Origin of the sequence: Streptomyces sp. NPDC020875 (genome assembly GCF_040641415.1) — a bacterium.
Classification (GTDB): Bacteria; Actinomycetota; Actinomycetes; order Streptomycetales; family Streptomycetaceae; genus Streptomyces.
This window is the reverse complement of record NZ_JBFADP010000034.1, coordinates 25,836-50,992: the sequence shown is the minus strand read 5'-3', so window position 1 is coordinate 50,992 and position 25,157 is coordinate 25,836. Positions and strand designations below refer to the sequence as shown.

At 71.7% G+C, this 25,157-nt stretch carries 21 protein-coding genes; 9 read left to right on the top strand and 12 right to left on the bottom strand.

The window, feature by feature from the left end; genetic code table 11:
- Positions 1–113: 113 nt before the first annotated feature.
- Positions 114–803 carry an SMI1/KNR4 family protein gene (locus tag AB0G74_RS20585; protein WP_361148221.1) on the top strand — a complete coding sequence of 230 codons (690 nt, stop codon included), beginning with the start codon at positions 114–116 and terminating at the stop codon, positions 801–803.
- Positions 804–858: 55 nt separating this feature from the next.
- Here the strand turns inward: AB0G74_RS20585 and AB0G74_RS20580 are convergent, their stop codons facing one another.
- From AB0G74_RS20580 to AB0G74_RS20570, 3 genes are all read right to left on the bottom strand, one after another.
- Positions 859–2,160 carry an NAD(P)-binding domain-containing protein gene (locus AB0G74_RS20580; RefSeq protein WP_361148219.1) on the bottom strand — a complete coding sequence of 434 codons (1,302 nt, stop codon included), beginning with the start codon at positions 2,158–2,160 and terminating at the stop codon, positions 859–861.
- A 216-nt stretch (positions 2,161–2,376) separates the two neighbouring features.
- Positions 2,377–3,810: a glutamate decarboxylase gene (locus AB0G74_RS20575; protein ID WP_361148217.1), complete on the bottom strand. Its 1,434-nt coding sequence runs from the start codon at positions 3,808–3,810 to the stop codon at positions 2,377–2,379.
- Between the two features lie 83 nt (positions 3,811–3,893).
- On the bottom strand, positions 3,894–4,265 hold the full coding sequence (locus tag AB0G74_RS20570) for a YbjQ family protein (protein ID WP_361148215.1): 372 nt from the start codon (positions 4,263–4,265) through the stop codon (positions 3,894–3,896).
- Positions 4,266–4,616: 351 nt separating this feature from the next.
- Between AB0G74_RS20570 and AB0G74_RS20565 the strand changes: the two genes are divergently transcribed.
- Positions 4,617–5,348: a VTT domain-containing protein gene (locus AB0G74_RS20565; RefSeq protein WP_361148213.1), complete on the top strand. Its 732-nt coding sequence runs from the start codon at positions 4,617–4,619 to the stop codon at positions 5,346–5,348.
- 83 nt (positions 5,349–5,431) lie between these two features.
- On the opposite strand, the gene AB0G74_RS20560 is transcribed toward AB0G74_RS20565, so the two are convergent.
- Both AB0G74_RS20560 and AB0G74_RS20555 read right to left on the bottom strand, forming a co-directional pair.
- Complete coding sequence (locus AB0G74_RS20560) at positions 5,432–7,174, bottom strand: threonine/serine exporter family protein (protein WP_361148211.1); 1,743 nt, start codon at positions 7,172–7,174, stop codon at positions 5,432–5,434.
- Positions 7,175–7,786: 612 nt separating this feature from the next.
- Positions 7,787–8,278: an inorganic diphosphatase gene (locus tag AB0G74_RS20555; RefSeq protein WP_006347521.1), complete on the bottom strand. Its 492-nt coding sequence runs from the start codon at positions 8,276–8,278 to the stop codon at positions 7,787–7,789.
- Positions 8,279–8,479: 201 nt separating this feature from the next.
- Between AB0G74_RS20555 and dacB the strand changes: the two genes are divergently transcribed.
- The 6 genes from dacB (at position 8,480) to folE (ending at position 16,866) form a co-directional block, all read left to right on the top strand.
- Positions 8,480–9,919 carry a D-alanyl-D-alanine carboxypeptidase/D-alanyl-D-alanine-endopeptidase gene (gene dacB / locus AB0G74_RS20550; protein WP_361148209.1) on the top strand — a complete coding sequence of 480 codons (1,440 nt, stop codon included), beginning with the start codon at positions 8,480–8,482 and terminating at the stop codon, positions 9,917–9,919.
- Between the two features lie 534 nt (positions 9,920–10,453).
- Entirely contained in the window at positions 10,454–11,581 is a 1,128-nt protein-coding gene (locus AB0G74_RS20545) for a zinc-dependent metalloprotease (protein WP_361148207.1), read from the top strand.
- 235 nt (positions 11,582–11,816) lie between these two features.
- On the top strand, positions 11,817–13,145 hold the full coding sequence (gene tilS, locus AB0G74_RS20540) for a tRNA lysidine(34) synthetase TilS (RefSeq protein ID WP_361148205.1): 1,329 nt from the start codon (positions 11,817–11,819) through the stop codon (positions 13,143–13,145).
- Positions 13,146–13,232: 87 nt separating this feature from the next.
- A complete protein-coding gene (gene hpt / locus AB0G74_RS20535; RefSeq protein WP_361148306.1) occupies positions 13,233–13,772 on the top strand; it encodes a hypoxanthine phosphoribosyltransferase in 540 nt (179 codons plus the stop codon).
- A gap of 318 nt (positions 13,773–14,090) precedes the next feature.
- The gene (gene ftsH, locus AB0G74_RS20530) at positions 14,091–16,127 is read left to right on the top strand and encodes an ATP-dependent zinc metalloprotease FtsH (RefSeq protein ID WP_361148203.1); all 2,037 of its coding nucleotides are present in this window, start codon (positions 14,091–14,093) and stop codon (positions 16,125–16,127) included.
- Between the two features lie 136 nt (positions 16,128–16,263).
- Positions 16,264–16,866, top strand: coding sequence for a GTP cyclohydrolase I FolE (folE, locus tag AB0G74_RS20525; protein ID WP_361148200.1), 603 nt, complete (start codon positions 16,264–16,266; stop codon positions 16,864–16,866).
- 406 nt (positions 16,867–17,272) lie between these two features.
- Here the strand turns inward: folE and AB0G74_RS20520 are convergent, their stop codons facing one another.
- The 6 genes from AB0G74_RS20520 to AB0G74_RS20495 all read right to left on the bottom strand — a co-directional run bounded on the left by AB0G74_RS20520 (position 17,273) and on the right by AB0G74_RS20495 (position 22,341).
- Complete coding sequence (locus AB0G74_RS20520) at positions 17,273–17,758, bottom strand: DUF3180 domain-containing protein (RefSeq protein WP_361148198.1); 486 nt, start codon at positions 17,756–17,758, stop codon at positions 17,273–17,275.
- Positions 17,759–17,842: 84 nt separating this feature from the next.
- Entirely contained in the window at positions 17,843–18,430 is a 588-nt protein-coding gene (folK, locus tag AB0G74_RS20515) for a 2-amino-4-hydroxy-6-hydroxymethyldihydropteridine diphosphokinase (RefSeq protein WP_361148196.1), read from the bottom strand.
- Positions 18,427–18,786, bottom strand: coding sequence for a dihydroneopterin aldolase (folB, locus tag AB0G74_RS20510; RefSeq protein ID WP_361148194.1), 360 nt, complete (start codon positions 18,784–18,786; stop codon positions 18,427–18,429). Before folB ends, folK begins: the two co-directional genes overlap by 4 nt.
- A 258-nt stretch (positions 18,787–19,044) precedes the next feature.
- A complete protein-coding gene (locus AB0G74_RS20505; protein WP_361148304.1) occupies positions 19,045–19,488 on the bottom strand; it encodes a nuclear transport factor 2 family protein in 444 nt (147 codons plus the stop codon).
- A 119-nt stretch (positions 19,489–19,607) separates the two neighbouring features.
- Positions 19,608–20,456 (bottom strand): dihydropteroate synthase, encoded by an 849-nt coding sequence (gene folP / locus AB0G74_RS20500; protein WP_358825376.1) that lies wholly within the window; start codon positions 20,454–20,456, stop codon positions 19,608–19,610.
- A gap of 58 nt (positions 20,457–20,514) precedes the next feature.
- A complete protein-coding gene (locus tag AB0G74_RS20495; RefSeq protein ID WP_361148192.1) occupies positions 20,515–22,341 on the bottom strand; it encodes a phosphatidylglycerol lysyltransferase domain-containing protein in 1,827 nt (608 codons plus the stop codon).
- Between the two features lie 381 nt (positions 22,342–22,722).
- Here AB0G74_RS20495 and AB0G74_RS20490 point away from each other — a divergent pair, with 381 nt between their 5' ends.
- Positions 22,723–23,835: an alpha/beta hydrolase-fold protein gene (locus AB0G74_RS20490; protein ID WP_361148190.1), complete on the top strand. Its 1,113-nt coding sequence runs from the start codon at positions 22,723–22,725 to the stop codon at positions 23,833–23,835.
- Between the two features lie 87 nt (positions 23,836–23,922).
- On the opposite strand, the gene AB0G74_RS20485 is transcribed toward AB0G74_RS20490, so the two are convergent.
- The gene (locus AB0G74_RS20485; protein WP_361148188.1) at positions 23,923–25,122 is read right to left on the bottom strand and encodes a betaine/proline/choline family ABC transporter ATP-binding protein; all 1,200 of its coding nucleotides are present in this window, start codon (positions 25,120–25,122) and stop codon (positions 23,923–23,925) included.
- Positions 25,123–25,157: the final 35 nt, after the last annotated feature.

Below are 25,157 nucleotides of genomic sequence, written 5' to 3'. Positions count from 1 at the left end.
CGCCCCCCGGCCCCGCGCGGCCCCGGTGATACCCGATCCCACCTGCGCGGATACCGGGTCGCTGGCCTATCGTGACCCCCGGAACGGCACCTTCGGGGGACATGGGGGCGGATATGGAGGAGTTGTACCGGGCGGTCGCGCGCGGTGCGGGCTGGGCGGCGCGGGGAGCCGTATGGCTCTGGGAGACGGTCGGGCCGACGCCGGACGAGGAACGCGACCCGACCGATCGGAAGGAGCGGTTCCGCCATCCGGACCGGCAGCGCCCCCTCACCCCGGGACAACTCGCCGAGGCGGAGGCGGAGCTGGGGATCGTCCTCCCGGCGGAGTACCGCGCGTTCCTCCTCGACCCGCCGAAGGACGGCGGCCCGAAACCGGGCGCCCCGGTCAACCCGCTGACCCGGACGGCGGACGGCTGGCGCTGGCGTACGGAGTACACGATCGCCTACGACTCCCTCGCCGCCGACTTCCCGCACCCCGGCTCCTACGCGGCCGAGGACGACGCCCTGCGTGCCCGGGAGCCCCGCCAGGACGACTTCCCGGACCCCGCCGCCTTCGACACGGCGTACCTCGCCTGGGAGCGGGAGGCGGAGGCGTTCGAGGAGGCGAAGACGGTGGGCGCGGTGGTGATCCGCGACGGGGGCTGCGGCTTCTCGACCCTGCTGGTGGTCTCCGGCCCGCTGGCCGGAACCATGTGGTTCGACGGCCGCGCGAGCTGCGATCTGATCCTCCCCCTCAAGAAGGACGACCGCCCCGGCACCTTCGCCGAGTGGCTGACCGGCGAAACCCCCGCCGACCCCTGGTGACCCCCACCGTTGGTGATCCCGGCGGCCCCGGTGACCCGCGAGGGGTCCCGCCGTCCTACGGTGCGATCAGCGAGGCCGCCGTCCCGGAGCGGATGACGCGGTCGGTATGGATCTGCCGGGCGATGAAGCCGCCGTTCTCGACATTTGCCCCGATGTCGACCGGGGCGAGTGAGTTTCCGTCCGGCAGACCGGCGTAGTAGAGACCGGGGATCGCGCCGAGGACGCCGCGCCGCTGAAGGGGCGCGCCGTGGTCGTCGAGTACCCGGGCCGGGAGGATCCGGTAGTCGGGGCCGAACCCGGTACACCAGAGGATCGTCGTGATGCCGTGCCGGCCCAGATCGAGACTCTCTCCGAACGGGACGACCCGGGACAGGTCGACCCGGGGCGCCGGTCGCTGCTCCGGCACCGGGAACCCCCGTTCGCGTATCCCGCCGTCGATGATGTCGATCACCTTGCGGAAGGCCCGGGCGGACGCCTCCGCGACGGCGACGACATTGTCCGCCAGCCGCAGGGTCCGGCCGGTCGCCGCCCGGACGGAGCCGACGAGGACGACGCCCTTGGCGGCCAGGGTGGCGAGATTGAGATCGGCGCCGCCCTCGTTGACGGCCACCACCGGGAGTCCGGGCAGGACCGCCCCGTCGTCGGCCGGGCCGACGGTCACGTACTCCTCGTAGAGGGGGAACACGAACATCCACTCGTGGATGCCGCGCCCCCGGTAGTGCCGCGGCCAGGCGGCGTGGCGGCCTACGGAGAGGAACACCTTCCGCCCGGCCGCCACCAGTTCGTCGGCGATCTGCTGGCCGCTGATGCCCGCGCCCACCACCAGCACGGCCCCCTCCGGCAGGGATCCGGGGTTGCGGTAGTCGCCGGAGTGCAGCTGGGTGACGGACGGGTCGACGTCGGCGGCGACGGCGGGCACGCGCGGGGCGGCGTAACCGCCCACCGCGACGACCAGATTGCGCGACTCCACGACGTCGCCGCCCGCCAGCCGGGTCCTGAAGCGGACCGGGTCGTGGTCGGAGGCGCTGGGCGGGCACTCGACTTCCCGTACGGTCGTGTGCTGGCGGATCCGCAGCTGCCGCCGCTCGGCGTAGGCGCGCAGCCGCCGGGCGAGTTCCCGGCCCGGCATGAAGCCGTCGGGGTCCTCGCCGTCGTACTCCCAGCCGGGAAAGCGGACCGAGCGGTTCCCACTGCCGACGAGAAGGCTGTCCCAGCGCTCCTTCCCCCACGCCTGGCCGATCTCGCCCCGCTCCAGGACCAGTGACTCGCATCCCATCTCCTGAAGGGACGCCGCCACTCCGCATCCCTGCTGACCTGCGCCGACGACGACGGTTTCGGTGTATTCGACTGCTGACACGCGATCGAGCCCTCCTCTGGATCGGACGGGGAAGGCGATGCTGCCGGATCATGCGGACCGCAAGTCAACCGTCGCCGGGCGGGGTGGCACGGCGGCCCGCTGCCCGGGACCGACGCCCGTCGCCGGCCGCCCGGCGGGCCCCCGGCCCGGGCGTGCCGGGCCGGGGCCGTGACGAAAGCCCGTGATCCCCGCCGCGACGGTCTCCGGAGGCGGGAGTCAGTGGTGGAAGGCCGTCGCCTTCCCCTGATCCCTCGTCAGCGGACCGGACTGCGCCCGCAGTTCCGGCAGCAGCCGGTCCAGGTCCTCCGACAGCAGGTCCGCCAGGTCGACCGAGAAGCCGTTGCGGCAGACCACCCGCAGCACGGACAGGTCTTCCCGGTTCTTCGGGAAGGTGTACGCGGGGATCAGCCAGCCGGATTCCCGCAGCCGCCGCGCCACGTCGAAGACGTCGAACGCGGTGACGTCCGGCGCGGTCGTCACCGCGAAGACCGGCAGTTCGTTGCCGTGGGTCAGCAGCCGGAATTCGTCGTACGCGCCGATTCGCGCGGCCAGTCCGGTGGCGATGTCGCGGGCCGAGCGCTGGACCGCCCGGTAGCCGTCCCGGCCCAGCCGGAGGAAGGTGTAGTACTGGGCCGCGACCTGCGCTCCGGGCCGGGAGAAGTTGAGGGCGAAGGTCGGCATGTCCCCGCCGAGGTAGTTGACCCGGAAGACCAGTTCCTCCGGGAGTTCGGCCGCCGTCCGCCACAGCGCCCAGCCCACCCCCGGGTAGACCAGCCCGTATTTGTGTCCGGAGGTGTTGATGGAGGAGACCCTCGGCAGCCGGAAGTCCCACACCAGGTCCTCGTCGAGGAACGGCGCCACCATCGCCCCCGACGCGCCGTCGACATGGACCGGGACGTCGAGTCCCGTCCGCCGCTGGAGTTCGTCGAGGGCCGCGCAGACCTCGGCCACCGGCTCGTACGATCCGTCGAATGTGGAGCCGAGTACGGCGACGACGCCGATGGTGTTCTCGTCGCACAGTTCGGCCGCGGCCTCCGGGTCGAGATGGAACCGCTCGCCCTCCATCGGCACCAGCCGCGGTTCGACCTCCCAGAAGGCGCAGAACTTCTCCCAGCAGACCTGCACATTGACGCCCATCACCAGATTGGGCCGGGCCGAGGCCGGATAGCGGTCGGCGTTCCGCTTCGCCCAGCGCCGTTTCAGCGCCATCCCCGCGAGCATGCACGCCTCGCTCGATCCCGTCGTGGAGCAGCCGACGGCGGTGGCCGGGTCCGGTGCGTTCCACAGGTCCGCGAGCATCGCCACGCACCGCCGCTCCAGTTCGGCGGTGCGCGGGTACTCGTCCTTGTCGATCATGTTCTTGTCCCGGCACTCGCTCATCAGCACATCCGCCTGCGGCTCCATCCAGGTGGTGACGAAGGTGGCGAGGTTGAGCCGTGAGTTGCCGTCGAGCATCAGCTCGTCGTGGACCAGGCGGTATGCCGTCGCGGGCGGCAGCGGCCCGTCCGGCAGCCGGTGCGTGGGCGGCGCCTCGTCCATTCCGCTGACCGGGTTGGCCTCCCCGTGGAACGGGTTGAGGGAGAGCGCGCGCCGCCGCCGCTCCTTCGGCGAGTCACCGCCGTTCGCGTCCGTGCCCTGATGGAGTGGCATCCGTCTTCGCCGCCTTCTGTCGGATTCGACCGGACTCGGGACCGGAGTCGGGACCGGAGTCGGGATCGGAGTGGGGACCGGAGTCAGATGTCGAGGGGTTCGATGATCACGGCCGTGCCGTACGCACAGACCTCCGTCCCCACATCCGCTGCCTCCGTGACGTCGAACCGGAACATCAGCACCGCGTTGGCGCCCCGCGCCCTGGCCTGCTCCACCAGCCGCTCCATCGCCTGGTTCCGGGTCTCGACCAGCGTCTTGGTCAGCCCCTTCAGCTCGCCGCCGATCATCGACTTCAGTCCGGCGCCGATCTGGCTGCCCAGATGGCGGGAGCGGACGGTCAGCCCGAAGACCTCGCCGATGACCTGGCGTACCCGGAAACCCGGTACGTCGTTCGTGGTCACGACGAGGACGTCCGACTGGGGGGTCTGTCCGCCGCCGTAGTCCGCGATGCCCATCCGTTCAGCCCTTCAGCTCGATGCCCGGGCGGCCGGACGGCCCGGCTCGTCCGTACCGGTGTGCGATCGGTGTACGACCGGTGTCCACCCGTGTTCGACGGAATAGTTCTCCCGTGTCACACCAGCTTTGCCGGGCGGCGGGAGGTGTGCATCCTGGGAGGGCCGCAGGAACACCGGACCGGGTACGGACTCGCCCATCGGAGCCCGTACGGCTCGTACGGCTCGTACGAGGGTGTCGGCGCGGGCGGTCCCGGTACGGCTCCCGTCCGGTACGGCCCCCGCCCCCGCCCCGCCGGCCCCGGTACACACGCCCGTCCCCCCTCCGACGACTCGTACAGGAGCCAGGACCCCGTGACCCACCTCGCGCTCGGACCGAGCTGGCTCGACCCGGACTATCTGATCGGCACCTTCGGACTGATCGGCGTCCTGCTGATCGTCTTCGCCGAATCCGGTCTCCTCATCGGCTTCTTCCTGCCAGGCGACTCCCTGCTCTTCACCACCGGCCTCCTGGTGACCAGCGGCAAGCTGGACACCCTGCCGCTGTGGGCCGTCTGCGCGCTGATCGTGCTGGCGGCCGTCGCGGGTGACCAGGTCGGCTATCTCTTCGGCCGCAAGGTCGGCCCGGCGCTCTTCAAGCGCCCCGACTCCCGGTTCTTCAAACAGGAGAACGTGGAGAAGGCGCATGACTTCTTCGCCAAGTACGGGCCGAAGTCGCTGGTCCTGGCACGTTTCGTACCCATCGTGCGGACGTTCACGCCGATCGTCGCGGGCGTCAGCCGGATGAACTACCGCTCCTTCATCACCTACAACATCGTCGGCGGAGTCCTCTGGGGCGCCGGAGTGACGCTGCTGGGTGCGGCCCTGGGCAATGTGCGGCTCGTCCACGAGAACATCGAGGCGATCCTGATCCTGATCGTGGTGATCTCGGTCCTGCCGATCGTGGTGGAGCTGCTCCGGGCCCGTAAGCACCGCGCCGCCCAGTCGGGTGACGCGGCCCCGGAGACGGCTCCCGGGGCTCCCGGTGCGTCCGGTGCTTCCGGTGACGCGTCGTCGCCGAACCGGGGCCGCCACGCGAAGCGCTGACGGCCGCCGCCCGGCCCGGCGCGACAGCCCGTACGCCTGTATGACCGTACGTCCGTTCGCCAGTTCGCTCGTTCGGAGAGGGCCTAGAAACCCCTCGTCCGCTTCGCCGCCCGGCGGCGGAACGCGGGCACGGGCAGGGCGCCCGCGACCGACGGCACCCGCAGGAACAGCCGGGAGATCTCCCCGCCCAGGTTCACCCCGATCGCGATCGCCAGCGCCAGCGCCGCCGCCTTCGACAGCGACGCCAGCCCGGCGTTCAGCTGCCCGCGCGCCATCGACAGCAGGGCGAAGTAGATGGCGCTACCGGGGAGCAAAGGCCCGATCGCGGCCGTGATGTACGGCAGCGCCGACGCGTGCTGATACCGCGACAGCATCTGTCCGAAGAGCCCCACCAGACCGGCCGCGATCGCCGTCGCCGCCACCGGATTGAGGCCGGCGGTCGGCGCCAGGGCCCCGTAGACCGACCAGGCGACCCCGCCGTTCAGGGTGACCAGCAGGACTGTGCCGCGGTCCTGCTGGAGCAGGACCGCGAAGCAGAACGACAGCCCCATCGCCGCCAGCAACTGCACCTCGGGCCGCTCCACCGGATGGAGCGCCGTCTCCGGCGTCAGCGCCGCGCCCAGGCCGATCCCCAGATACAGCACGCTCAGTACGCCGGTGACGATCCCGACGACCAGATACCCGACCTCCAGCAGCCGGGCGGCGGCCGTGATGTAGAACCCGGTCAGCCCGTCCTGCACCCCCGCGACCAGCGCCCGCCCCGGGATCAGGGCGAACAGACCACCCGTGATCACCGCGGACGCCCGGACGTCGAGGGGGGACAGCGACAGCGCCACGCCCATCGCCGCCGGGGCCGTCGCCGCGGCCACGAACTGGTAGAACTCCGGCAGTCCGCGCCCCGCGCAGAGCCAGGCCAGCCGGTCGCCGAGCATCGCCGAGACCGCCGCCGCCGCGAAGACCAGGAACCCACCGCCGACCAGGACGGACGCGGAACCGGCCAGCAGCCCGGCCGCCACCGTCAGCGCCCAGCCGGGGAAGGGGTGCCGGTTCCGGCGGATCTCCGCGAGCCTGCGGTACGCCTCCTCCAGCGACACCTCCGTGTCGGGCGTACTGATGTCGTGCACCAGCCGGAAGACGGCCGCCAGCCGGGTGTAGTCCGTCCCCCGGCGGCGTACCGTCCGGTTCGCCGTCACCGGATCGTCCACCAGGGACGGCTGATACGTGATCGACAACAGGGTGAAGGTGACGGTGGGCTCGCAGCGGTCGAGCCCGTACGAACGCGAGATCGCGAACATCGCCGCCTCGACGTCCTCGGCGCCCTCACCGCCCGCGAGCAGCAGCTCGCCGATCCGGAGCGTCAGGTCCAGCACCCGGGGCACGGCCGGGCCCGTCTCGTCGTGCCGCTGTACGACCTCCGGCACCGGCCGCTCCCCGACCGGCATCCGCAGCATCGCCCGCATCCGGTCCTGCCAGGGGGCGTCCTTGGTCAGAACGACCTTGGGCAGACCGTCGGAGGGAGTGAAGGCGGCCGGGGAACTACGGGTCCGATAGGTCGCGGGCGTCGCGAAGGCGGAACCTTCCTGCTCCTGCTGTACCCGCTCCACGACCCCGTCGGGGACGGCGAACTCGGACGTCGGCTGATCCTCCTCGACGGCCTCGGGCGGGGCGATGCCGTCGGGCACGGCGAACTCGGAGGAGGGGTGCTCGTCGGCGGGCGGCGGGGCGTCGGACGGAGGCCGTGAGCGGTACGCGTCGGCACCGGACTTGCCGCCCGTACCGCCGCGGCCGTCGCCGTCACCCCTGCCGCCGCCTGTGCCGCCTGACACCGGACCCCTCCCTTCCTGCCGAGTCGATCACGTCCGTCGCGATCAGTATGTGCGGGTATCGCGTACCCGACGACCCCGAACCCCACGCCTGCCCCTCCGGGGGTTCAGTAGGGTGCCGACCGGGCCCGGTGGCCTGGTGTCGTTCGCGGGGTCCGCACCACCGTCGTGGCTGGTTGCGCAGTTCCTCCCCCTATGCCTTCGGCAATGGGGGCCCCAGCGCCTTGGCCCTCCGCCTGAGCGCTTTACCCCGGACTGTGGGCGGTCCCGCCCGTCGTCGCCGACCGCGCGCCGTCCGTGGCTGGTGGCGCAGTTCCCCGCGCCCCTGGTTGCCCTCCTGAACGCCCTCGAAAAGAGACCGGCCCCTCCTACCAGGGTCGGGGCCCTTTACAGGGGCAGCGCTCGGGAGAGCATTTAGGGGCGCGGGGAACTGCGCGACAAGCCACAGGCGGTCCGCAGGCCGCGAACGACATCAGGTGGCCGGGCGCGGCCCGGATCTTGGGGGCGGCGCTTTTGGGAGGGGAGGTGTCTCAAGACAGCGGTGCGGGGCGGGACACCGCCTTGGTGTCCCGCCCCGCACCACCCGGGCCCGGTGCGCCCGGGCCCCGTCCGGGCTCAGTGCCCGCCGTGCGCCTCGAAGCGCTTGTACGACGCCTCGATCTCCGCCTCGGCCTCCGTACGGCCGACCCAGTCCGCGCCCTCGACGGACTTGCCGGGCTCCAGGTCCTTGTAGACCTCGAAGAAGTGCTGGATCTCCAGGCGGTCGAACTCGGAGACGTGGTGGATGTCGCGGAGGTGCTCGACCCGCGGGTCGGACGCGGGGACGCAGAGCAGCTTGTCGTCGCCGCCGGCCTCGTCCGTCATCCGGAACATGCCGATGGCGCGGCACTTGATCAGGCAGCCGGGGAAGGTCGGCTCGTCCAGGATGACCAGTGCGTCCAGCGGGTCGCCGTCCTCGCCGAGGGTGTTCTCGACGAAGCCGTAGTCGGCCGGGTAGCTGGTCGAGGTGAAGAGTCGGCGGTCCAGGCGGATACGGCCCGTCTCGTGGTCGACCTCGTACTTGTTCCGCGAACCCTTCGGGATCTCGATAGTGACGTCGAACTCCACGGGTGGCTCCTCCATGATCAACACATATGTCAGGTACTGGGGTACTCAGGGTGGCGCTGTGCCCTTCCGGGCGGTAAACCCCGGACCCCCGGTCGGCCGTCTGTCGCCACCGTCCGGAGTGCCATGTTCGCGGCAAGACGCAGTTCTGGTGGTTAAGTGTCCCTCACGCAGGTGTGTGATCGCGAAAGGGGCTGGTACGAGGTGCCCGACATCCGAACGTGGCAGCTCGCGACGGGTGCCGCCGCCCTGGGACTGGCCCTGGCGGCCGGGACGGTCGTCGCCGCGGGACCGTGGGAATCCGGCCAGCGTACGGCGGAACGGGACCGGGCCGCCGCGGACCGGGCCGCAGGCGGTCGCGGCGTCGGCGGCGACCGGAGGCACCCCGGCGACGGACACGCCCCCGCCCCCGCGCCCAGCGCCCTCCCCGTGCTGAAGGCGCTCGGCGCGTCCGCCGGAGCGGGCCGGGGCGAGGCGGCGGCGGAGGCCGGTGGCGCCGTACGAACGGATCCGGAGCTGGCCCGCCGCCTCGAACCGCTGCTGAGCGATCCCGGCCTGGGAAAGCGGCCCGGGGTGTCTGTGGTGGAGCTGTCGACCGGGCGTGAGCTGTACGGCCGCGAACCCGGCCGGGCCGTCGTCCCCGCCTCCACGGTCAAGATCGCCACGGCCGCGGCGGCGCTGTCGGCACTGGGCCCGTACCACCGGATCACGACGGTGGTCAGCGCGTCCCCGGACGGCCGGAAACTGACCCTCGTCGGCGGGGGCGACGCGACGCTCGACCGGAAGCGGCTGGCGACGCTCGCCGACCGTACGGCCGGGGATCTGCGCGGCCGGAAGGTACGGGCGGTGACGCTGGCGTACGACACCTCCGCCTACCGCGGCCCCGACCTGCACCGGATCGGGGTGAACCCGAACATCGCCCGGGTCACGCCGCTCATGGTCGACCAGGGCCGCGTCGGCTCCGGCTCCGGCGGTCCTGGCGACCGGGTCGCCGACCCGGCGGGCGAGGCGGCGCGGGCGTTCGGGGAACTGCTGGAGGGCCGGGGCGTCGAGGTCACCGGTGAACCGGCGCCCGGACGGCCCGGCAAGGGGGCGAAACCGCTCGCCGAAGTGGTCTCGGCGCCGCTGTCGGCGCTCGTGGAGCGGATGCTGACCCGCTCCGACAACGACATCGCGGAGTCCCTCGCCCGGCAGACCGCGATCGCGCTGGGGGAGGAGCCGAGCTTCGCGGGCGCGGGACGGGCCGTGAAACGGCAGTTGGGAACGTTGAAGGTACCGCTCGCCGGGGCGCGGTTCGCCGACGGCAGCGGACTGGACCGGCGGGGCCGGGTGGCCCCCCGGCTCCTGACGGCGCTGCTGGCCCGGGCGGCGGAACCCGTCCACCCCGGACTGCGCCCGGTCCTCACCGGCCTCCCGGTCGGCGGCTTCACCGGCACGCTGGAGTCCCGGCTGACGGGTGACTCCCCCGTGGGCGGGGTGCTCCGGGCGAAGACGGGCACGCTGTCGGGGGTCAACGCGCTCTCGGGAACGGTGGCGACGCCGGACGGCGGGCTGCTGGCCTTCGCGTTCCTGGCGACGGGCACCCCGTCCCCGTCCGCGGCCCAACCGGCCCTCGACCGCCTCGCCACGGCCCTGACGCCCTGACGCAGGGCGCCCCGGTCCCCCTGCGCCTCGGCTCTCCGGGTTGCCGCCGAACTACCCGGGTCTCGCCCGGTGGCCTGATGTCGTTCGCGGTCCGCACCACCGTCGTGGCTTGTCGCGCAGTTCCGCCCCCTATGCCTTCGGCAATGGGGGGACCCCCAGCGCCTTGGCCCTCCGGCTGAGGTCCACAACCCCGGCCCGCGCCCGGCCACCTGATGCCGTTCGCGGTCCGCACCACCGTCGTGGCTTGTCGCGCAGTTCCCCGCGCCCCTAAATGCCCTCCCGAGCGCTGCCCCTGTAAAGGGCCCCTGGTGGGAGGGGCCGGTCTCTTGTCGAGGGCGTTCAGGAGGGCAACCAGGGGCGCGGGGAACTGCGCGACAAGCCACATGTGGTCCGCGGACCGCGAACAACATCAGGGCGCCGGGCGAGACCGAGTCTCTGGGCCTCACCCGGAGGGCCAAGGCGCGGACGGGGAGCTGCGGAGCACCGGCCCGGGGAACATCGGCCGCGCCGGAGGCGACCACGTACCGTTGACGCATGACGCGCATCGGTGGAACCGACATGGTCGACTGGAACCTCGCCGTGGCGACCGCGACCCGTTTCGTACGGCCCGGTCCCGACGTGAGCAGGGACGAGGCCCGGGCCGTCGTCGCCGAGCTACGCCGGCACGCCAAGGCGTCCGAGGAGCACGTCCGGGGGTTCACCCGGATGATCCCGCTGAGTCATGAGCCCGAGGACACCCCCGTACTCGTCGTGGACCGGGCGGGCTGGGTCCGGGCGAATGTCGCCGGGTTCCGGCAGTTGCTGCGGCCGTTGCTGGAGAAGATGCAGGACCGCCGCCCCGGCGGCCCGACCGGCGCGGTGCTGGGCGCCGTCGGCGGCAAGGTGACGGGTGTGGAGCTGGGGATGCTGCTGTCGTTCCTGGCGTCCCGGGTGCTGGGCCAGTACGAGACCTTCGCCCCGCCGACCCGGGATCTGCCCGCGGGCAACGGCGGCGGCCGGCTGCTCCTGGTGGCGCCGAACATCGTCCATGTGGAGCGGGAGCTGGAGGTCGATCCGCACGATTTCCGGCTCTGGGTGTGTCTGCACGAGGAGACGCACCGGACCCAGTTCACGGGCGTCCCGTGGCTGCGGGACCATCTGGAGGGCGAGATCCAGTCGTTCCTCGGGCAGACGGACGTGGATCCGATGACGGTGCTGGAGCGGCTGCGCGAGGCCGCGCAGTCCCTCGCGGGCGCCCGTCCGGAGGGCGAGGAGGACGAGGGCGGCCGGTCGTTCGTCGAGCTGGTGCAGACGCCCGCACAGCGGGAGACCCTGGGCCGGCTGACGGCGGTGATGTCCCTCCTGGAGGGGCACGCGGACTTCGTGATGGACGGTGTCGGCCCTTCCGTCGTGCCGTCCGTCGCCGAGATCCGGGAGAAGTTCCAGCAGCGCCGGGCGCGCGGTGCGAGCAGGCTGGACGTGGCGCTGCGCAAGCTGCTGGGGCTGGACGCGAAGCTGCGCCAGTACCGGGACGGCGAGCGGTTCGTCCGGGCCGTGGTCGAGGAGGTCGGCATGGACGGCTTCAACAAGGTGTGGACGTCTCCGAACACGCTCCCGACCAAGGCGGAGATCGCCGCGCCCGCGGACTGGGTCGCGCGGGTGCACCGTAGGCCGGAACCGTGAGTGCGCCGGGGGCGTACGCCGTCAGGGGGGCGGGAGACGCCCCCCTGGAGGGCATCACGTCACCCGTCCGAGGGACCGTATGGCCAGGGTTAGGCGTGCGATGCTCGGGGAACGGCCCGCTTCTGTCACCATCGACGCACTCTGAGTGACGACTTCTGAGCCGCCGAGCCAGCACGCCACCCGGAGCGCCCCAGAGGCACCCCCCGACATCCTCATTTCACGAAGGGCACCGGATATGGGTCCCCATCCAGCGGTCGCGGCGATACGCCTGGCGGTCCGCCGCGTCCTCCACGACATCCTGACCGAATACGCCGGACACCCCGAACGGTCCGGTACCGAGGTCGGCGCCACCGCGGCCCGCCCCGGAACGGCGGCGGCCGGATCGGCCACCGACCCCCAAACCCCCCTCACCCCCCTGAGCCAGCTCACCCCCCGCACCACCCCGGGTACCCCCCACCCCACCCCCCACGGCCCGAACCCCGGCTCCTTCCCCGCCCCCGGCGCCCCGGGATCGCCCGCCGCTCGCACCACCCACTCCGAGCGGCCCGTACGGCTCGGCCACCCCCCGGCCCCCGCCTCCCGGCTCCCCGACGCCCCCGTGCCGCGCCCCGTCGCGTCCCCCGCGGCCTCCGGCCGGGCCGCCGCCTCCGGCCGCCCTCTCGTGCTGGTCGCCTGCTCCGGCGGCGCCGACTCGATGGCACTCGCCTCCGCCCTCGCGTTCGAGGCCCGCAAGCTCGATATCCGTGCCGGTGCCGTCACCGTCGACCACGGCCTCCAGGACGGTTCGGGACTCCGTGCCGCCGAGGTCGCCAACCGGCTCGCCGCGATGGGTCTGGACCCGGTCGAGGCCGTCTCCGTCCGGGTCGGCCGGGACGGCGGCCCGGAGGCCGCGGCCCGCGACGCCCGGTACGCCGCCCTCGACGCCGCCGCCGAGCGGCACGGCGCCGTCGCCGTACTCCTCGGCCACACCCGCGACGACCAGGCCGAGACCGTCCTGCTCGGGCTGGCCAGGGGTTCCGGTATCCGTTCCCTGTCCGGTATGGCCGCCGTCTCCGGCGCCCACCGCCGCTACCGCCGCCCCTTCCTGGAGCTGGACCGCCAGACCGCCCGTAAGGCGTGCCTGGTCCAGGCGCTCCCGGTCTGGGACGACCCGCACAACGCCGACCCCGCCTACACCCGTTCCCGGCTCCGCCACGAGGGCCTTCCGGCGCTGGAGAAGGCGCTCGGCAAGGGCGTCGTGGAGGCCCTGGCCCGGACCGCGCAGCTCTCCCGCGACGACGCCGACGCCCTCGACAGCTGGGCCGCCGACGCGGACGCCGCCGTACGGGACGAGTCGGGGGAGCTGGAGTGCGCCAAGCTCTACGCGCTGCCGCCCGCCGTCCGCCGCCGGGTACTGCGCCGGGCCGTGATCGACGCCGGATCGCCCGCCGGGTCGCTGTTCGCCCGTCATGTCGAGGAGGTCGACCGGCTGATCACCGGCTGGCGCGGCCAGGGTGCCATCAATCTGCCGGGCCGCGTCGAGGCGCGACGGCAGAGTGGCAGACTTGTCATCCGGCAAGGCTGACCAGGCCGAGGCGCCCGGCGATCCAGACCGCCGCCACCGGCGCCTCACCCCGGCGAGACAGAAAGCGACCGCGTGAACGAGAAGGACATGGGCACCGACCTCCAGTCGGTGCTCATCACCAAGGAAGAGATCGACGCGAAGCTGGCCGAGCTGGCGGCGAAGATCGACGCGGAGTACGCGGGCAAGGATCTGCTGCTCGTCGGGGTGCTCAAGGGCGCCGTGATGGTGATGGCGGATCTGGCCCGCACCCTGTCCAGCCCGGTCACCATGGACTGGATGGCCGTATCGTCGTACGGCGCCGGAACGCAGTCCTCCGGTGTGGTGCGGATCCTGAAGGACCTCGACACCGACATCAAGGGACGGCACGTCCTGATCGTCGAGGACATCATCGACTCCGGGCTGACCCTCTCCTGGCTGCTGTCGAACCTGGGCTCCCGCGAGCCCGCGTCGATCGAGGTCTGCACCCTGCTCCGTAAGCCGGATGCCGCAAAGGTCGCGATCGACGTCAAGTGGATCGGCTTCGACATCCCCAACGAGTTCGTCGTGGGCTACGGCCTCGACTACGCCGAGAAGTACCGCAACCTGCCGTTCGTCGGCACCCTGGCGCCGCACGTCTACGGCGGCTGAACCGTTCCGGCGGCCCCGCGCGGGGCCCGGGGCGACTCGTACGGGGCCCTCCCGGGCCTTCTCGTACGGGTCCCGGGCCATGGGCCGCCGGGCCTCCGGGCAGCTACTTCCAGGGCGTTCCCGGGTATCGGTCCGATACCGGTGGAATCCCGGTGGGAACCAACCGACCCCTCGCGCCGTTGATGCGTGGGAGGGCGGGTTTGTCGCCGCACCGTGCGGTCGCGGTTGTCAAGCTGAGGTACCTTCCGAAGAACAGTCTTTTCCCACAGCAGCATTTACCTACGGGCAGGAGGAACGGGGCGACACCGCCCCGTATGGATGGACGTGAAGCGATACTTCCGTGGGCCGGTCATGTGGATCGTGCTGGTCGTCCTTGCCGTGGTCGTGGTGATGCAGGTCGTCGGCTCCTCGGGCGGCTACAAGACGGTGGACACCGGCCAGGTCATTCAGGCGATCGACAAGAACCAGGTCGAACAGGTCAAGCTGACCACCGGCGACGACCAGATCATCAAGGCCGAACTGAAGGACGGCCAGAAGATCAAGGGCAGCTCCAAGATCCAGGCGAGCTATATCGGCAGCCAGGGCGCCGATCTCGCCAAGACGCTGCAGCAGAAGTTCGAGTCCGGGGAGATCGAGAAGGGCTACACGGTCTCGCCCTCCAAGCAGAGCCCGTTCCTGTCGATCCTGCTCTCGCTGCTGCCCTTCGTACTGATCGTGCTGGTCTTCCTCTTCCTGATGAACCAGATGCAGGGCGGCGGCTCCCGGGTGATGAACTTCGGGAAGTCCAAGGCCAAGCTGATCACCAAGGACACCCCGAAGACGACCTTCGCCGATGTGGCCGGGTCCGACGAGGCGGTCGAGGAACTCCACGAGATCAAGGAGTTCCTGCAGGAGCCGGCCAAGTTCCAGGCCGTCGGCGCCAAGATCCCCAAGGGTGTGCTGCTGTACGGCCCGCCCGGCACCGGCAAGACCCTGCTGGCCCGTGCCGTCGCCGGTGAGGCGGGCGTCCCCTTCTACTCGATCTCCGGCTCCGACTTCGTCGAGATGTTCGTCGGCGTCGGCGCCTCCCGGGTCCGCGACCTCTTCGAGCAGGCCAAGGCCAACGCCCCCGCCATCGTCTTCGTCGACGAGATCGACGCCGTCGGCCGGCACCGCGGCGCGGGCCTCGGCGGCGGCCACGACGAGCGCGAGCAGACCCTCAACCAGCTCCTCGTCGAGATGGACGGCTTCGACGTCAAGGGCGGCGTCATCCTGATCGCCGCCACCAACCGGCCCGACATCCTCGACCCGGCGCTGCTGCGTCCCGGCCGCTTCGACCGGCAGATCGCCGTCGACCGCCCCGACATGCAGGGCCGGCTGGAGATCCTCAAGGTCCACCAGAAGGGCAAGCCGGTCGCGCCCGACGTCGACCTGGGCGCCGTCGCCCGGCGGACCCCCGGCTTCACCGGCGCCGACCTGTCGAACGTGCTCAACGAAGCCGCGCTGCTCACCGCGCGCAGCGACAAGAAGCTGATCGACAACCACTCGCTGGACGAGGCGATCGACCGGGTGGTCGCGGGCCCGCAGAAGCGGACCCGGATCATGTCGGACAAGGAGAAGAAGATCACCGCGTACCACGAGGGCGGTCACGCCCTGGTCGCGGCGGCCTCGCCGAACTCCGACCCGGTCCACAAGATCACCATCCTGTCGCGCGGCCGGGCCCTCGGCTACACGATGGTCCTGCCGGACGAGGACAAGTACTCCACCACCCGCAACGAGATGCTCGACCAGCTGGCCTACATGCTGGGCGGACGCGCGGCGGAGGAACTGGTCTTCCACGACCCGACCACCGGCGCGGCCAACGACATCGAGAAGGCCACCGCCACCGCGCGGGCCATGGTCACCCAGTACGGCATGACCGAGCGCCTCGGCGCGATCAAGTTCGGCGGCGACAACACCGAGCCCTTCCTCGGCCGTGAGATGGCGCACCAGCGCGACTACTCGGAAGAGGTCGCGGCGCTCGTCGACGAAGAGGTCAAGAAGCTGATCGAGACCGCGCACAACGAGGCGTGGGAGATCCTGGTGGAGAACCGGGACGTCCTCGACAACCTGGTCCTCCAGCTGCTGGAGAAGGAGACGCTCGGCAAGGAGGAGATCGCCGAGATCTTCGCCCCGATCGTCCGGCGCCCGGCCCGTCCCGCGTGGACCGGCTCGACGCACCGTACGCCCTCCACCCGTCCGCCGGTGCTCTCCCCCAAGGAGCTGGCACTGACGAACACCAACGGAGCCACGGGAGCCAACGGCACCCCGGCCCCGACGGACACCACCAAGCCCGGCCTCGAGGTGGCCCCGGAGGACCGCCCCGAGCCCAGCTGACGCCCCGGGTGCGACCGGGATGTCTCCCGCGTCACACCCGTACCGGGATGGCTGCCGCGTCCCCCCAGGTTCTAGCCTGGGGGGACGCGGCATTCGCATGACCGTGCGAGTGCGGAGCAAGAGGAACGAGGCACAGATGACCGACCCGGTGACCCTGAGCGGGGCGAGCCCGATCGGCGAGTTCGACGAGAAGCGCGCCGAGAACGCGATCCGCGAGCTGCTCATCGCGGTCGGTGAGGACCCCGACCGTGAGGGCCTGCGCGAGACCCCGGCCCGGGTGGCCCGCGCCTACCGCGAGATATTCTCCGGGCTCTGGCAGCAGCCGGAGGACGTCCTCACCACCACCTTCGACCTCGGCCACGACGAGATGGTGCTGGTCAAGGACATCGAGGTGATGAGCTCCTGCGAGCACCACCTGGTGCCCTTCGTGGGCGTCGCCCACGTCGGCTACATCCCCTCCAGCGACGGCAAGATCACCGGGCTCTCCAAGCTGGCCCGCCTGGTCGACGTCTACGCCCGCCGCCCCCAGGTCCAGGAGCGCCTCACCACCCAGATCGCCGACTCCCTGATGGAGATCCTCGAACCGAGGGGCGTGATCGTGGTCGTCGAGTGCGAGCACATGTGTATGACGATGCGCGGCGTCCGCAAACCCGGCGCGAAGACGATCACCTCCGCGGTACGCGGCCAGCTCCGCGACCCGGCGACCCGCAACGAGGCGATGAGCCTGATCATGGCGTAAGCGCGGGGGCGCCTCCCGCAGGGCGCCTCCCGCTGTGGGGTGCGCCGCGACGGAGTCCGTGAGTGGTCCCCGCCCGTCTTTGCCGACCGCGCGCCGTCGTGGGCTTGTCGCGCAGTTCCCCGCGCCCCTAAATGCTCTCCCGAGCGCTGGCCCTGAAACGGGCCTCGCTCCTGGTAGGAGGGTCGGCCTCTTTCCGAGGGCGGCCAGGAGGGCAACCCAGGTGGCGCTGGGGGTCCCCCCATTGCCGAAGGCATAGGGGGCGGAACTGCGAGACAAGCCACGACGGTGGTGCGGACCGCGAACAACAGCAGGCCGCCGGGCGCGGCCTGGTTCTTTCGGCGACGCCGTGGAGGGGCAACGCGCTGGGGGTCCCCAGGGAAGGCCGCTACGCCGGCTCGGGGACTGCCTAGTGCGGCGTGGCGCCCGGGGCGAGGGCCTCCGGGTCGTCGGGGAGTTTGCAGACGCGCTCCAGGAAGAGCGCCGCCGCGATGACCGCGATGCCCGCGACCACCGACGCCCCCGCGTAGATCGCCTGGTCGCGGCGGGCCGGGATGTCGAGGGAGCCGAGCAGGAAGACGCCCACTCCGCCGTACATCCCGCTGACCAGCGCCGCCACCAGCGCGCTGGCCTGGCCGAAGACCAGTGCCCGCGCGGCCATCAGGGGTTCGACGCCCTTCGCTCCGGGGCGCCGTTCGCGTTGGGCCTTGAGGCGGGAGCGGATGGAGAGCGCCGTCGCGGCGAGGACCGCCGCGATGACGGCGAGCACGATCGGCGCGGCCAGCGGCACCGCGGGCAGGGTGCCGAAGGAGTCCCACAGCCGGGCCGCCGCCCACGACAGCACTCCGGCCGCGACGAAAATCCCGGCCAGCACCCCGAGGTGTAGCTGCTTCACCGGGCGTCCACGTCCTTTCTGTACGGTCTCGTCGGCCGACGGCGCGCGCGGTCGTCCGCGGGGCCGTCGGCACGAGCCTAACGACTATTCCGGCAGGCGGAGTTCCAGGTCGGCCCGGACGGCGACGCCGTCCCGTCCGACGGCGGTCAGCAGATCGGCGACGGCGCCGTGTCCGGGCAGCTCGGCGGCGGGGTCGATGTCGTGCCAGGGCGCGAGGACGAAGGCCCGTTCGTGGGCTCTGGGGTGGGGCAGGGTGAGGACGGGGTCGGCGGAGACCTCGTCCGCGTACGCCACGATGTCGACGTCGATGGTCCGGGGGCCCCAGCGCTCGTCGCGGACCCGCTCGTACGCCTCTTCGATGGCCTGGCCCCGTTCCAGCAGGGATTTCGGCGGCAGGGTGGTGCGGACGACGACGACCGCGTTGAAGTACGACGGCTGGGAGCCGGGCTCGACGCCCCACGGCTCGGTCTCGTAGACGGGGGAGACCGCTTTGACCCGGACGCCGGGGGTGTCCTCCAGCGCGTCGACGGCGCCCTGGAGGGTCTCCAGGCGGTTCCCCAGGTTGGAGCCGAGGGCGAGGACGGCGCGGCGGGGGTTGGAGAGGGTGGTGTCCGCGGCGTCGACCTGCTCGACGACGGAGGTCGGTACGGGCTGCACCGTGGGGTCGCTCATGTCCGGCTCCGGCGGATGGTGACGGTGACGTCGTCGAAGGGCACGGTGATCGGCGCGTCCGGCTTGTGCACCACGACCTCCACCTCCTCGACGCCGTCGAACTTGAGGCAGGCCGCGGAGATCCGTTCGGCGAGGGTCTCGATGAGGTCCACGGGGTCGCCCTCGACGATGGCCACGACCTCCTCGGCCACCAGGCCGTAGTGGACGGTCTTCGCCAGGTCGTCGTCGGCCGCGGCGGGCCGGGTGTCGAGTCCGAGCACCAGATCGACGATGAAGGTCTGGCCCTCTTCGCGCTCCCGGGGGAAGACGCCGTGGTGCCCGCGGGCCTTGAGGCCGCGCAGCGCGACACGATCCACGCGAATCACTCCTGCTGTCCGTAAGTCATCGGTCGGCCCCCGGTCCGGCTGGCGGTCCGCGGGGCCGTCGGTCTGTCGTCCGTCTGCTTCTTCTGCTGCTTCTGCTACGTCAGGTCTTCGGGTCTCGTACGGGCGGGCACCGCCGGTGCGGCCCGTACGTACCGGGCCCGGCGGGCGCCTTCGCCCGATTCGAATCTACCTGCGCCCACTGACACCATTCGCGGACGGGTACCCCCCAGCGGTGTCCGGCGTCCGGTATCAGCCACCCGCCGGGCCGTCGCCGGGGCCGCCCGGGCCGTCGTCCTCGGTGAGGACCGGTGATCCGTGGTGGGACCAGATGCGCCAGTCGTCGCCCGCGCGCCGGAACACCGTGGTGGCCACGACATGCGCGCCGACCAGGGCGCCCGGTTCGTCGGCGGGTTCCGCCGGGTCGCTGCTGAGGATGTTCTCGGTACAGGTGACGACGGCCGTATCGGCGGCGATCTCGACCCGTACGTCGGTGAGGAAGAACTGGATGTAATCGGTATGAGCCATGATCAGCGCGTACGAGCGGAGCACCTCGCCCCGGCCGGAGAGCACCGGCCACCCCGGGTGGACGCAGGACACTCCGTCGTCGAGGAGCCACAGCTCGTCCATGGCGTCGGCGTCGCCGCGCTCCACGGCCTCGTAGAAGGCGGTATTGGCCGCGGTCACGGCGGCGATGTCGGCCTCCTCTTGAGAGGGGGCGGGTTCCGGCCGTCCCGAAGGCCCCGGCTCCCGACGCCGCGAGCCGTCGCCCGGCCCGTCGCCGGGGTTGTCGTCCCCCGTTCCGGGGCCCGGGGTCACCGGGCGGCCCCGACGGCCCGGGCGACCCGTACGGCGTCGGCGGTGGCCCGGACCTCGTGGACCCGTACCGCCCAGGCTCCTTCGTACGCGGCGATCGCCGAGATCGCCGCCGTGGCCGCGTCCCGCTCCCGGGCGCGCGGCGGCAGCCCGTCCTTGGTGTCCCCGGCCAGTACGTGGCCCAGGAACCGCTTGCGGGAGGCGGCGACCAGCAGCGGGCGGCCCAGCTCGCGCAGGGCGTCGAGCCGGGCGACCAGCGCCAGGTCGTGGGCGGCCTCCTTGGCGAAGCCGAGCCCGGGGTCGACGACGATCAGCTCGGGCGGGATCCCGCCCGCCACGACGGCCTCCATCCGGGTCCGCAGCTCCCCGACGACCTCGGTGACCACGTCCCCGTAGACGGCCCGGCTGTTCATGTCATGGCTGAAACCACGCCAGTGCATGACCACGAACGGGACGCCCGCGGCGGCGACCGCCGGGACCATCTCCGGGTCGGCGAGTCCGCCGCTGACATCGTTGACGAGTACGGCTCCGGCGGCGACCGCCCGGTCGGCGACCCGCGCCCGCATGGTGTCGACGGAGACCGTGACGCCCTCGGCGGTGAGCTGGCGGACCACGGGCACCACCCGCCGCAGCTCCTCCTCCTCGTCCACCCGGCTGGCACCGGGACGGGTCGACTCGCCGCCGACGTCCACCAGGTCGGCGCCGTCCGCGACCAGGTCTATGCCCCGCTTGACGGCGGCGGTGGTGTCGAACCAGCGCCCTCCGTCGGAGAAGGAGTCCGGGGTGACGTTCACGACGCCCATGACCGCGCAGCGGTCCCACTCCGGCAATCCACGCAACGTACTCATAGGGCCAGCGTAGGCCCGCGCCCCGGGATCGCGATCGGCGCCCGAGGCCCGCCCCCCGTTACGCGGCCCGGCCCACCCCGGACGCCGGACGGGCGGTGACCGGGATCACATGGGTGCAGGGGCGCTCCGGGCGCGGGGGCCTGCGGGCCGCGAACGGGCGCGGCGGACCCGGCGGAACGAACCCCTCCGCCTGCATCGCGGCAAAGCCGATCCGGGGCAGATCGCCCGACTTGCGGAAGACCACGAACCGGGGCTCCCAGCGCGGCTGGAACTTGGCGTTGAACTTGTACAGCGACTCGATCTGGAACCAGCGGGAGAGGAAGACCAGCAGCCCCCGCCAGGCCCGCAGGACCGGCCCGGCGCCGATCTTCTCGCCCCGGGCGAGCGCCGAGCGGAACATCGCGAAGTTGAGGGAGACCCGCTCGACCCGGAGGCCGGGCGCGGCCTGGAGGGCGGCCACGATCAGCAGTTCGTTCATCCCGGGGTCGGCCGAGCGGTCGCGCCGCATCAGCTCCAGGGACATCCCGTCCTTCCCCCACGGAACGAAGTGGATGATCGCCTTCAGATCGCCGTACGGGGAGTCCGGGTCGTCCTTGTGGGCGGTGGCGATCACCGCGTCCCCGTCCGAGGGGTCGCCGATCCGGCCGAGCGCCATGGAGAAGCCGCGTTCGGTCTCCGTGCCGCGCCATTCCTCGGCGGCCTTCCTGACCTGCGCCAGCTCCGGCTCCGACAGATCACGGGCGCGTCGAACGCGGGTGGTGTAGCCATTGCGCTCGATCCGTTTGACCATCTGCCGGACATTGCGCATGGCGCGCCCGGAGAGGGAGAAATCCGCGACGTCCACCACCGCCTCGTCGCCGAGTTCCAGCGCGTCGAGGCCGGTCTCCCGGGTCCACACCTGGCCGCCGGTCTCCGAACAGCCCATCACGGCGGGTGTCCAGGAATGGGCCTTCGCCTCGTCCATGAAGCGTTCGATCGCGCCGGGCCACGCCTCGACGTCCCCGATGGGGTCGCCGCTGGCCAGCATCACCCCGGACACCACCCGGTAGCAGACGGCGGCCTTGCCGCTGGGCGAGAAGACGACGCTCTTGTCGCGGCGGAGCGCGAAATGGCCGAGGGAGTCGCGGGCGCCGTGCCGGTCGAGGAGTTCGCGTAGCTGCCGCTCGTCCTCCTCGGTGAGCCGGGCGGTGGGGTGCTCGGGCCGGAAGGCGAAGTAGATGGTGGTGACGGCGGTCAGCAGGCCGAGCGCGCCGAGGGAGTAGCCGACGGTCCAGGAGTCGTCGCCCGCGTAGGCGATCGGGCCCTCGAAGCCGAAGAGGCCGTAGAGGGTGTGCTCCAGCCGGTCGGCGATGCCGGGGTTGCCCAGTTCGTTGTCGGGGTGGGCGCTGACCACGACCAGGCCGAGGCCGATCGATCCGGCGCTCATCACCACGAAATTGGCCAGCGCCTTCCAGCGGCTGCGCGGGTCGGGCAGGGCCGAGAACTGGGCCCGGTGGCGCAGCAGCAGCGCCAGCACCAGCAGGGAGACCGCCACTCCGACGACGGATTCGCGGTACGCGTACTGGACGAAGGCGCCGACCGGGAGCAGGATCACCGCCGCCCGCCAGGCCCGCCGCTTGTGCCGCTTGAGGCCGTGCGCGAGCAGCAGGAGCAGTACGCCGACCCCGAGGGAGAGGGCGGCGGCGAAGGGCCCGGTCGCGCCCGGCAGGACCTCGACGAGGGCGTGGGCGCTGCTGTGGCGGAATCGCGGCACGATCCCGGAGGCGATGTCGATCAGTCCGACCAGCGTGCACGCCGTGCCGACGAACGCGGGCACGGACTCCGGACGGGGGCCGAACGGAATCCGCCGTACGCCGTCCGCCACCCGCTGTATTCGTTCCTTCATCGCCCGTTTCCTCATGGTCTTCTCCGCCCCCGTTTCGGTGTCCCTCGTCCCCTGTCCCGGTGATCCGGTGTTCCGGTCCGGAGTGATTCCGGACTGTTCGTCCAGGTTCCGTCCGTCGTGATTCCGATCTGACGGCCGGGGAACCGAAGGCGATTTATCACCATCTAGGGATACGGACATGGCAGTACTGTGCTCCGGTACTTCTTGTGCTCGTTCTGCTTCGCGAGAGTTTCTTCCGCCGGTGAGCCGTTGGTCGGACGGCTCGGGCGATGTGCGCCCTGTAGGACGAAAGTCCTCCTGGACGGGTTCCTTCCTGTCCGGGGAATCTGAACATTTCGCCGGTCCCGGCTGTCGGGGCCCCCGACAAGGAAGGGCCCTCCCATGGGTCTGACCAGTACTACGGTCCTGGTCATGGCGGTCGTAGCGGCCGTCGTGCTGTTCGCCTCGACGATCTGGCTCTGGCCCCGGCTCGCGGGGAGAACGTGGCGTGCCGTCACCGGCCGGATAGCCCTGCTGCTCGCCACCCAGCTGGCGATCTTCGCCTCGGTCGGCCTGGTGGCGAACAACGCGTTCCTCTTCTACGGGTCCTGGGCCGACCTCTTCGGCAAGCAGCAGGACCTCGGGGTGGTCGTGGACCACTCGGCGGGCGGCAAGCGGATCAAGGTGATGGGCACCCAGCGGCTGGACGTCCCCGGCGGCGACCGGCCCGAGCGGGGCGGCCAGATCCAGAAGATCGCCGTCGACGGCGAGAAGTCCGCGATCAAGAGCCCGGCCTATGTCTATCTGCCGCCCGAGTACTTCCAGCCGCAGTACGCGAAGAAGCGCTTTCCGGCCGCGATCGTCCTCACCGGCTATCCCGGCACCGCCGAGAATCTGATCAAGGCGCTGAAGTATCCGAGGACCGCGCACGAAATGGCGGCGAAGGGGAAGATCCAGCCGATGGTGCTGGTGATGCTGCGGCCGACCGTGGCACCGCCCCGGGACACCGAATGCGTCGACATTCCGGGCGGGCCGCAGACCGAGACGTTCTTCGCCGACGATCTGCCCACCGCGGTCGCCGGTGTCTACCGGGTCGGTACGAACGCCGCTAACTGGGGCATCATCGGCAATTCCACCGGCGGCTACTGCTCCCTGAAGATCGCGCTCCACCATCCCGACCGGTTCGCCGCCGGGGCCGGGCTCTCCGCCTACTACGAGGCGCCCGAGGACCGGACGACCGGCGATCTGTTCCAGGGGAAGAAGGAGCTGCGGCAGCGCGCGAACCTGCTGTGGAGCCTGGACAACAAGCCGCCCGCGAAGACGTCCTTCCTGGTCACCTCGTCGAAGAAGGGCGAACCCAATCTGAAGGACACCCTCCGCTTCATCGACAAGGTACGGCCGCCCGCCCGGGTGTCGTCGATCCTGCTGGACAGCGGCGGCCACAACTTCACCACCTGGAAGCGGGAGATCCCCCCGGCGCTGGAGTGGCTGAGCGGACGGCTTACCTCCGCCTGATCCCCGTACCCCGTACGCGGCCCCGCGCGCCCGGACCGGAAAGTTCCGGCCGTGCGGGGCCGCGTACGAACTGAGCTACGGCCGGGGCTACGGGCGGCGCGGCGCGGCCGGGTCCGGGAGCGCGTCGACGGACTCCAGATCGACCTCCGTACGCGGCACGTCCCGCCCGTCCGCGTCGATGGAGCGGCGCAGCGCCTCGTGCAGCCGGGCCGGGGTCAGCACCCCGAGGAAACGTCCCTCCGACTCCCGGTCGACCACCGCGATCCAGCCCGCGTCGTGCTGGAGCATGGTGGCGAAAGCCTGCTTCAGGGACGCGCCCAGCGGCAGCCACGCCTCCATCCGGCGGGCATGGTCCCGTACGGTGCCCCGCGCGCCGCCCCCGGTGCCGCCGCCCGCGGCGCGGGCGGGTTCCGCCGGGATCCAGCCGTGCAGGGCGCCCTCGGCGTCGAGGACGACGGCCCAGCGCGCGCCCAGGTCGGCGGGGAGCGGATCGTCCAGCCGGACCACCGGCGGCTGCTCCAGATCGCCCTCCTCGATCGGGGTGACGGAGAGCCGCTTCAACCCCCGGTCGGCGCCGACGAAATCGGCGACGTACGGCGTCGCGGGCGCGCCCAGCACCGCCGCGGGCGCGTCGAACTGCTCGATCCGCCCGGCGCCGTAGACGGCGATCCGGTCACCGAGCCGGACGGCCTCCTCGATGTCGTGCGTGACGAAGAGCACCGTCTTGCGGACCTGCGACTGGAGCCGCAGGAACTCGTTCTGGAGATGCTCGCGGACCACCGGGTCGACCGCGCCGAACGGCTCGTCCATCAGCAGCACCGGCGGATCGGCGGCGAGCGCGCGGGCCACACCGACCCGCTGGCGCTGGCCGCCGGAGAGCTGGTCGGGGTAGCGGTCGCCGTGCACGGACGGGTCGAGTCCGACCAGGTCGAGGAGTTCGGCGGCCCGGGCCCTGGCCTTCTTGCGGGACCAGTTCAGCAGATGCGGAACGGTCGCCGTGTTGTCGAGGACGGTCTTGTGCGGGAACAGTCCGACCTGCTGGATGACATAGCCGATCCGGCGGCGCAGCCGGACCGGATCGACGGTGGATATGTCCTCGCCGTCGAGGAGTATCCGGCCGGAGGTCGGCTCGATCAGCCGGTTCACCATCTTCATCGTGGTGGTCTTGCCGCAGCCGGACGGGCCGACGAGCGTGATCAGTTCGCCCTCGTTCACCTCGAACGACAGATCGTCGACGGCCGTCGTGCCGTCCGCGTACCGCTTGGTGACGTGCTCGAAACGGATCATGGTTCCCCATTGTGCCGGTGGTCTGTGAAGCCCAT

Excerpts from the sequence above, each read along its gene's own strand:
- AB0G74_RS20585 (WP_361148221.1), top strand. The coding sequence starts at position 114 with ATGGAGGAGTTGTACCGGGCGGTCGCGCGCGGTGCGGGCTGGGCGGCG.
- AB0G74_RS20575 (WP_361148217.1), bottom strand. The coding sequence starts at position 3,810 with ATGCCACTCCATCAGGGCACGGACGCGAACGGCGGTGACTCGCCGAAG.
- AB0G74_RS20570 (WP_361148215.1), bottom strand. The coding sequence starts at position 4,265 with ATGGGCATCGCGGACTACGGCGGCGGACAGACCCCCCAGTCGGACGTC.
- AB0G74_RS20545 (WP_361148207.1), top strand. The coding sequence starts at position 10,454 with ATGACGCGCATCGGTGGAACCGACATGGTCGACTGGAACCTCGCCGTG.
- tilS (WP_361148205.1), top strand. The coding sequence starts at position 11,817 with ATGGGTCCCCATCCAGCGGTCGCGGCGATACGCCTGGCGGTCCGCCGC.
- hpt (WP_361148306.1), top strand. The coding sequence starts at position 13,233 with ATGGGCACCGACCTCCAGTCGGTGCTCATCACCAAGGAAGAGATCGAC.
- ftsH (WP_361148203.1), top strand. The coding sequence starts at position 14,091 with ATGGACGTGAAGCGATACTTCCGTGGGCCGGTCATGTGGATCGTGCTG.
- folE (WP_361148200.1), top strand. The coding sequence starts at position 16,264 with ATGACCGACCCGGTGACCCTGAGCGGGGCGAGCCCGATCGGCGAGTTC.
- folK (WP_361148196.1), bottom strand. The coding sequence starts at position 18,430 with ATGAGCGACCCCACGGTGCAGCCCGTACCGACCTCCGTCGTCGAGCAG.
- folP (WP_358825376.1), bottom strand. The coding sequence starts at position 20,456 with ATGAGTACGTTGCGTGGATTGCCGGAGTGGGACCGCTGCGCGGTCATG.
- AB0G74_RS20495 (WP_361148192.1), bottom strand. The coding sequence starts at position 22,341 with ATGAAGGAACGAATACAGCGGGTGGCGGACGGCGTACGGCGGATTCCG.
- AB0G74_RS20490 (WP_361148190.1), top strand. The coding sequence starts at position 22,723 with ATGGGTCTGACCAGTACTACGGTCCTGGTCATGGCGGTCGTAGCGGCC.
- AB0G74_RS20485 (WP_361148188.1), bottom strand. The coding sequence starts at position 25,122 with ATGATCCGTTTCGAGCACGTCACCAAGCGGTACGCGGACGGCACGACG.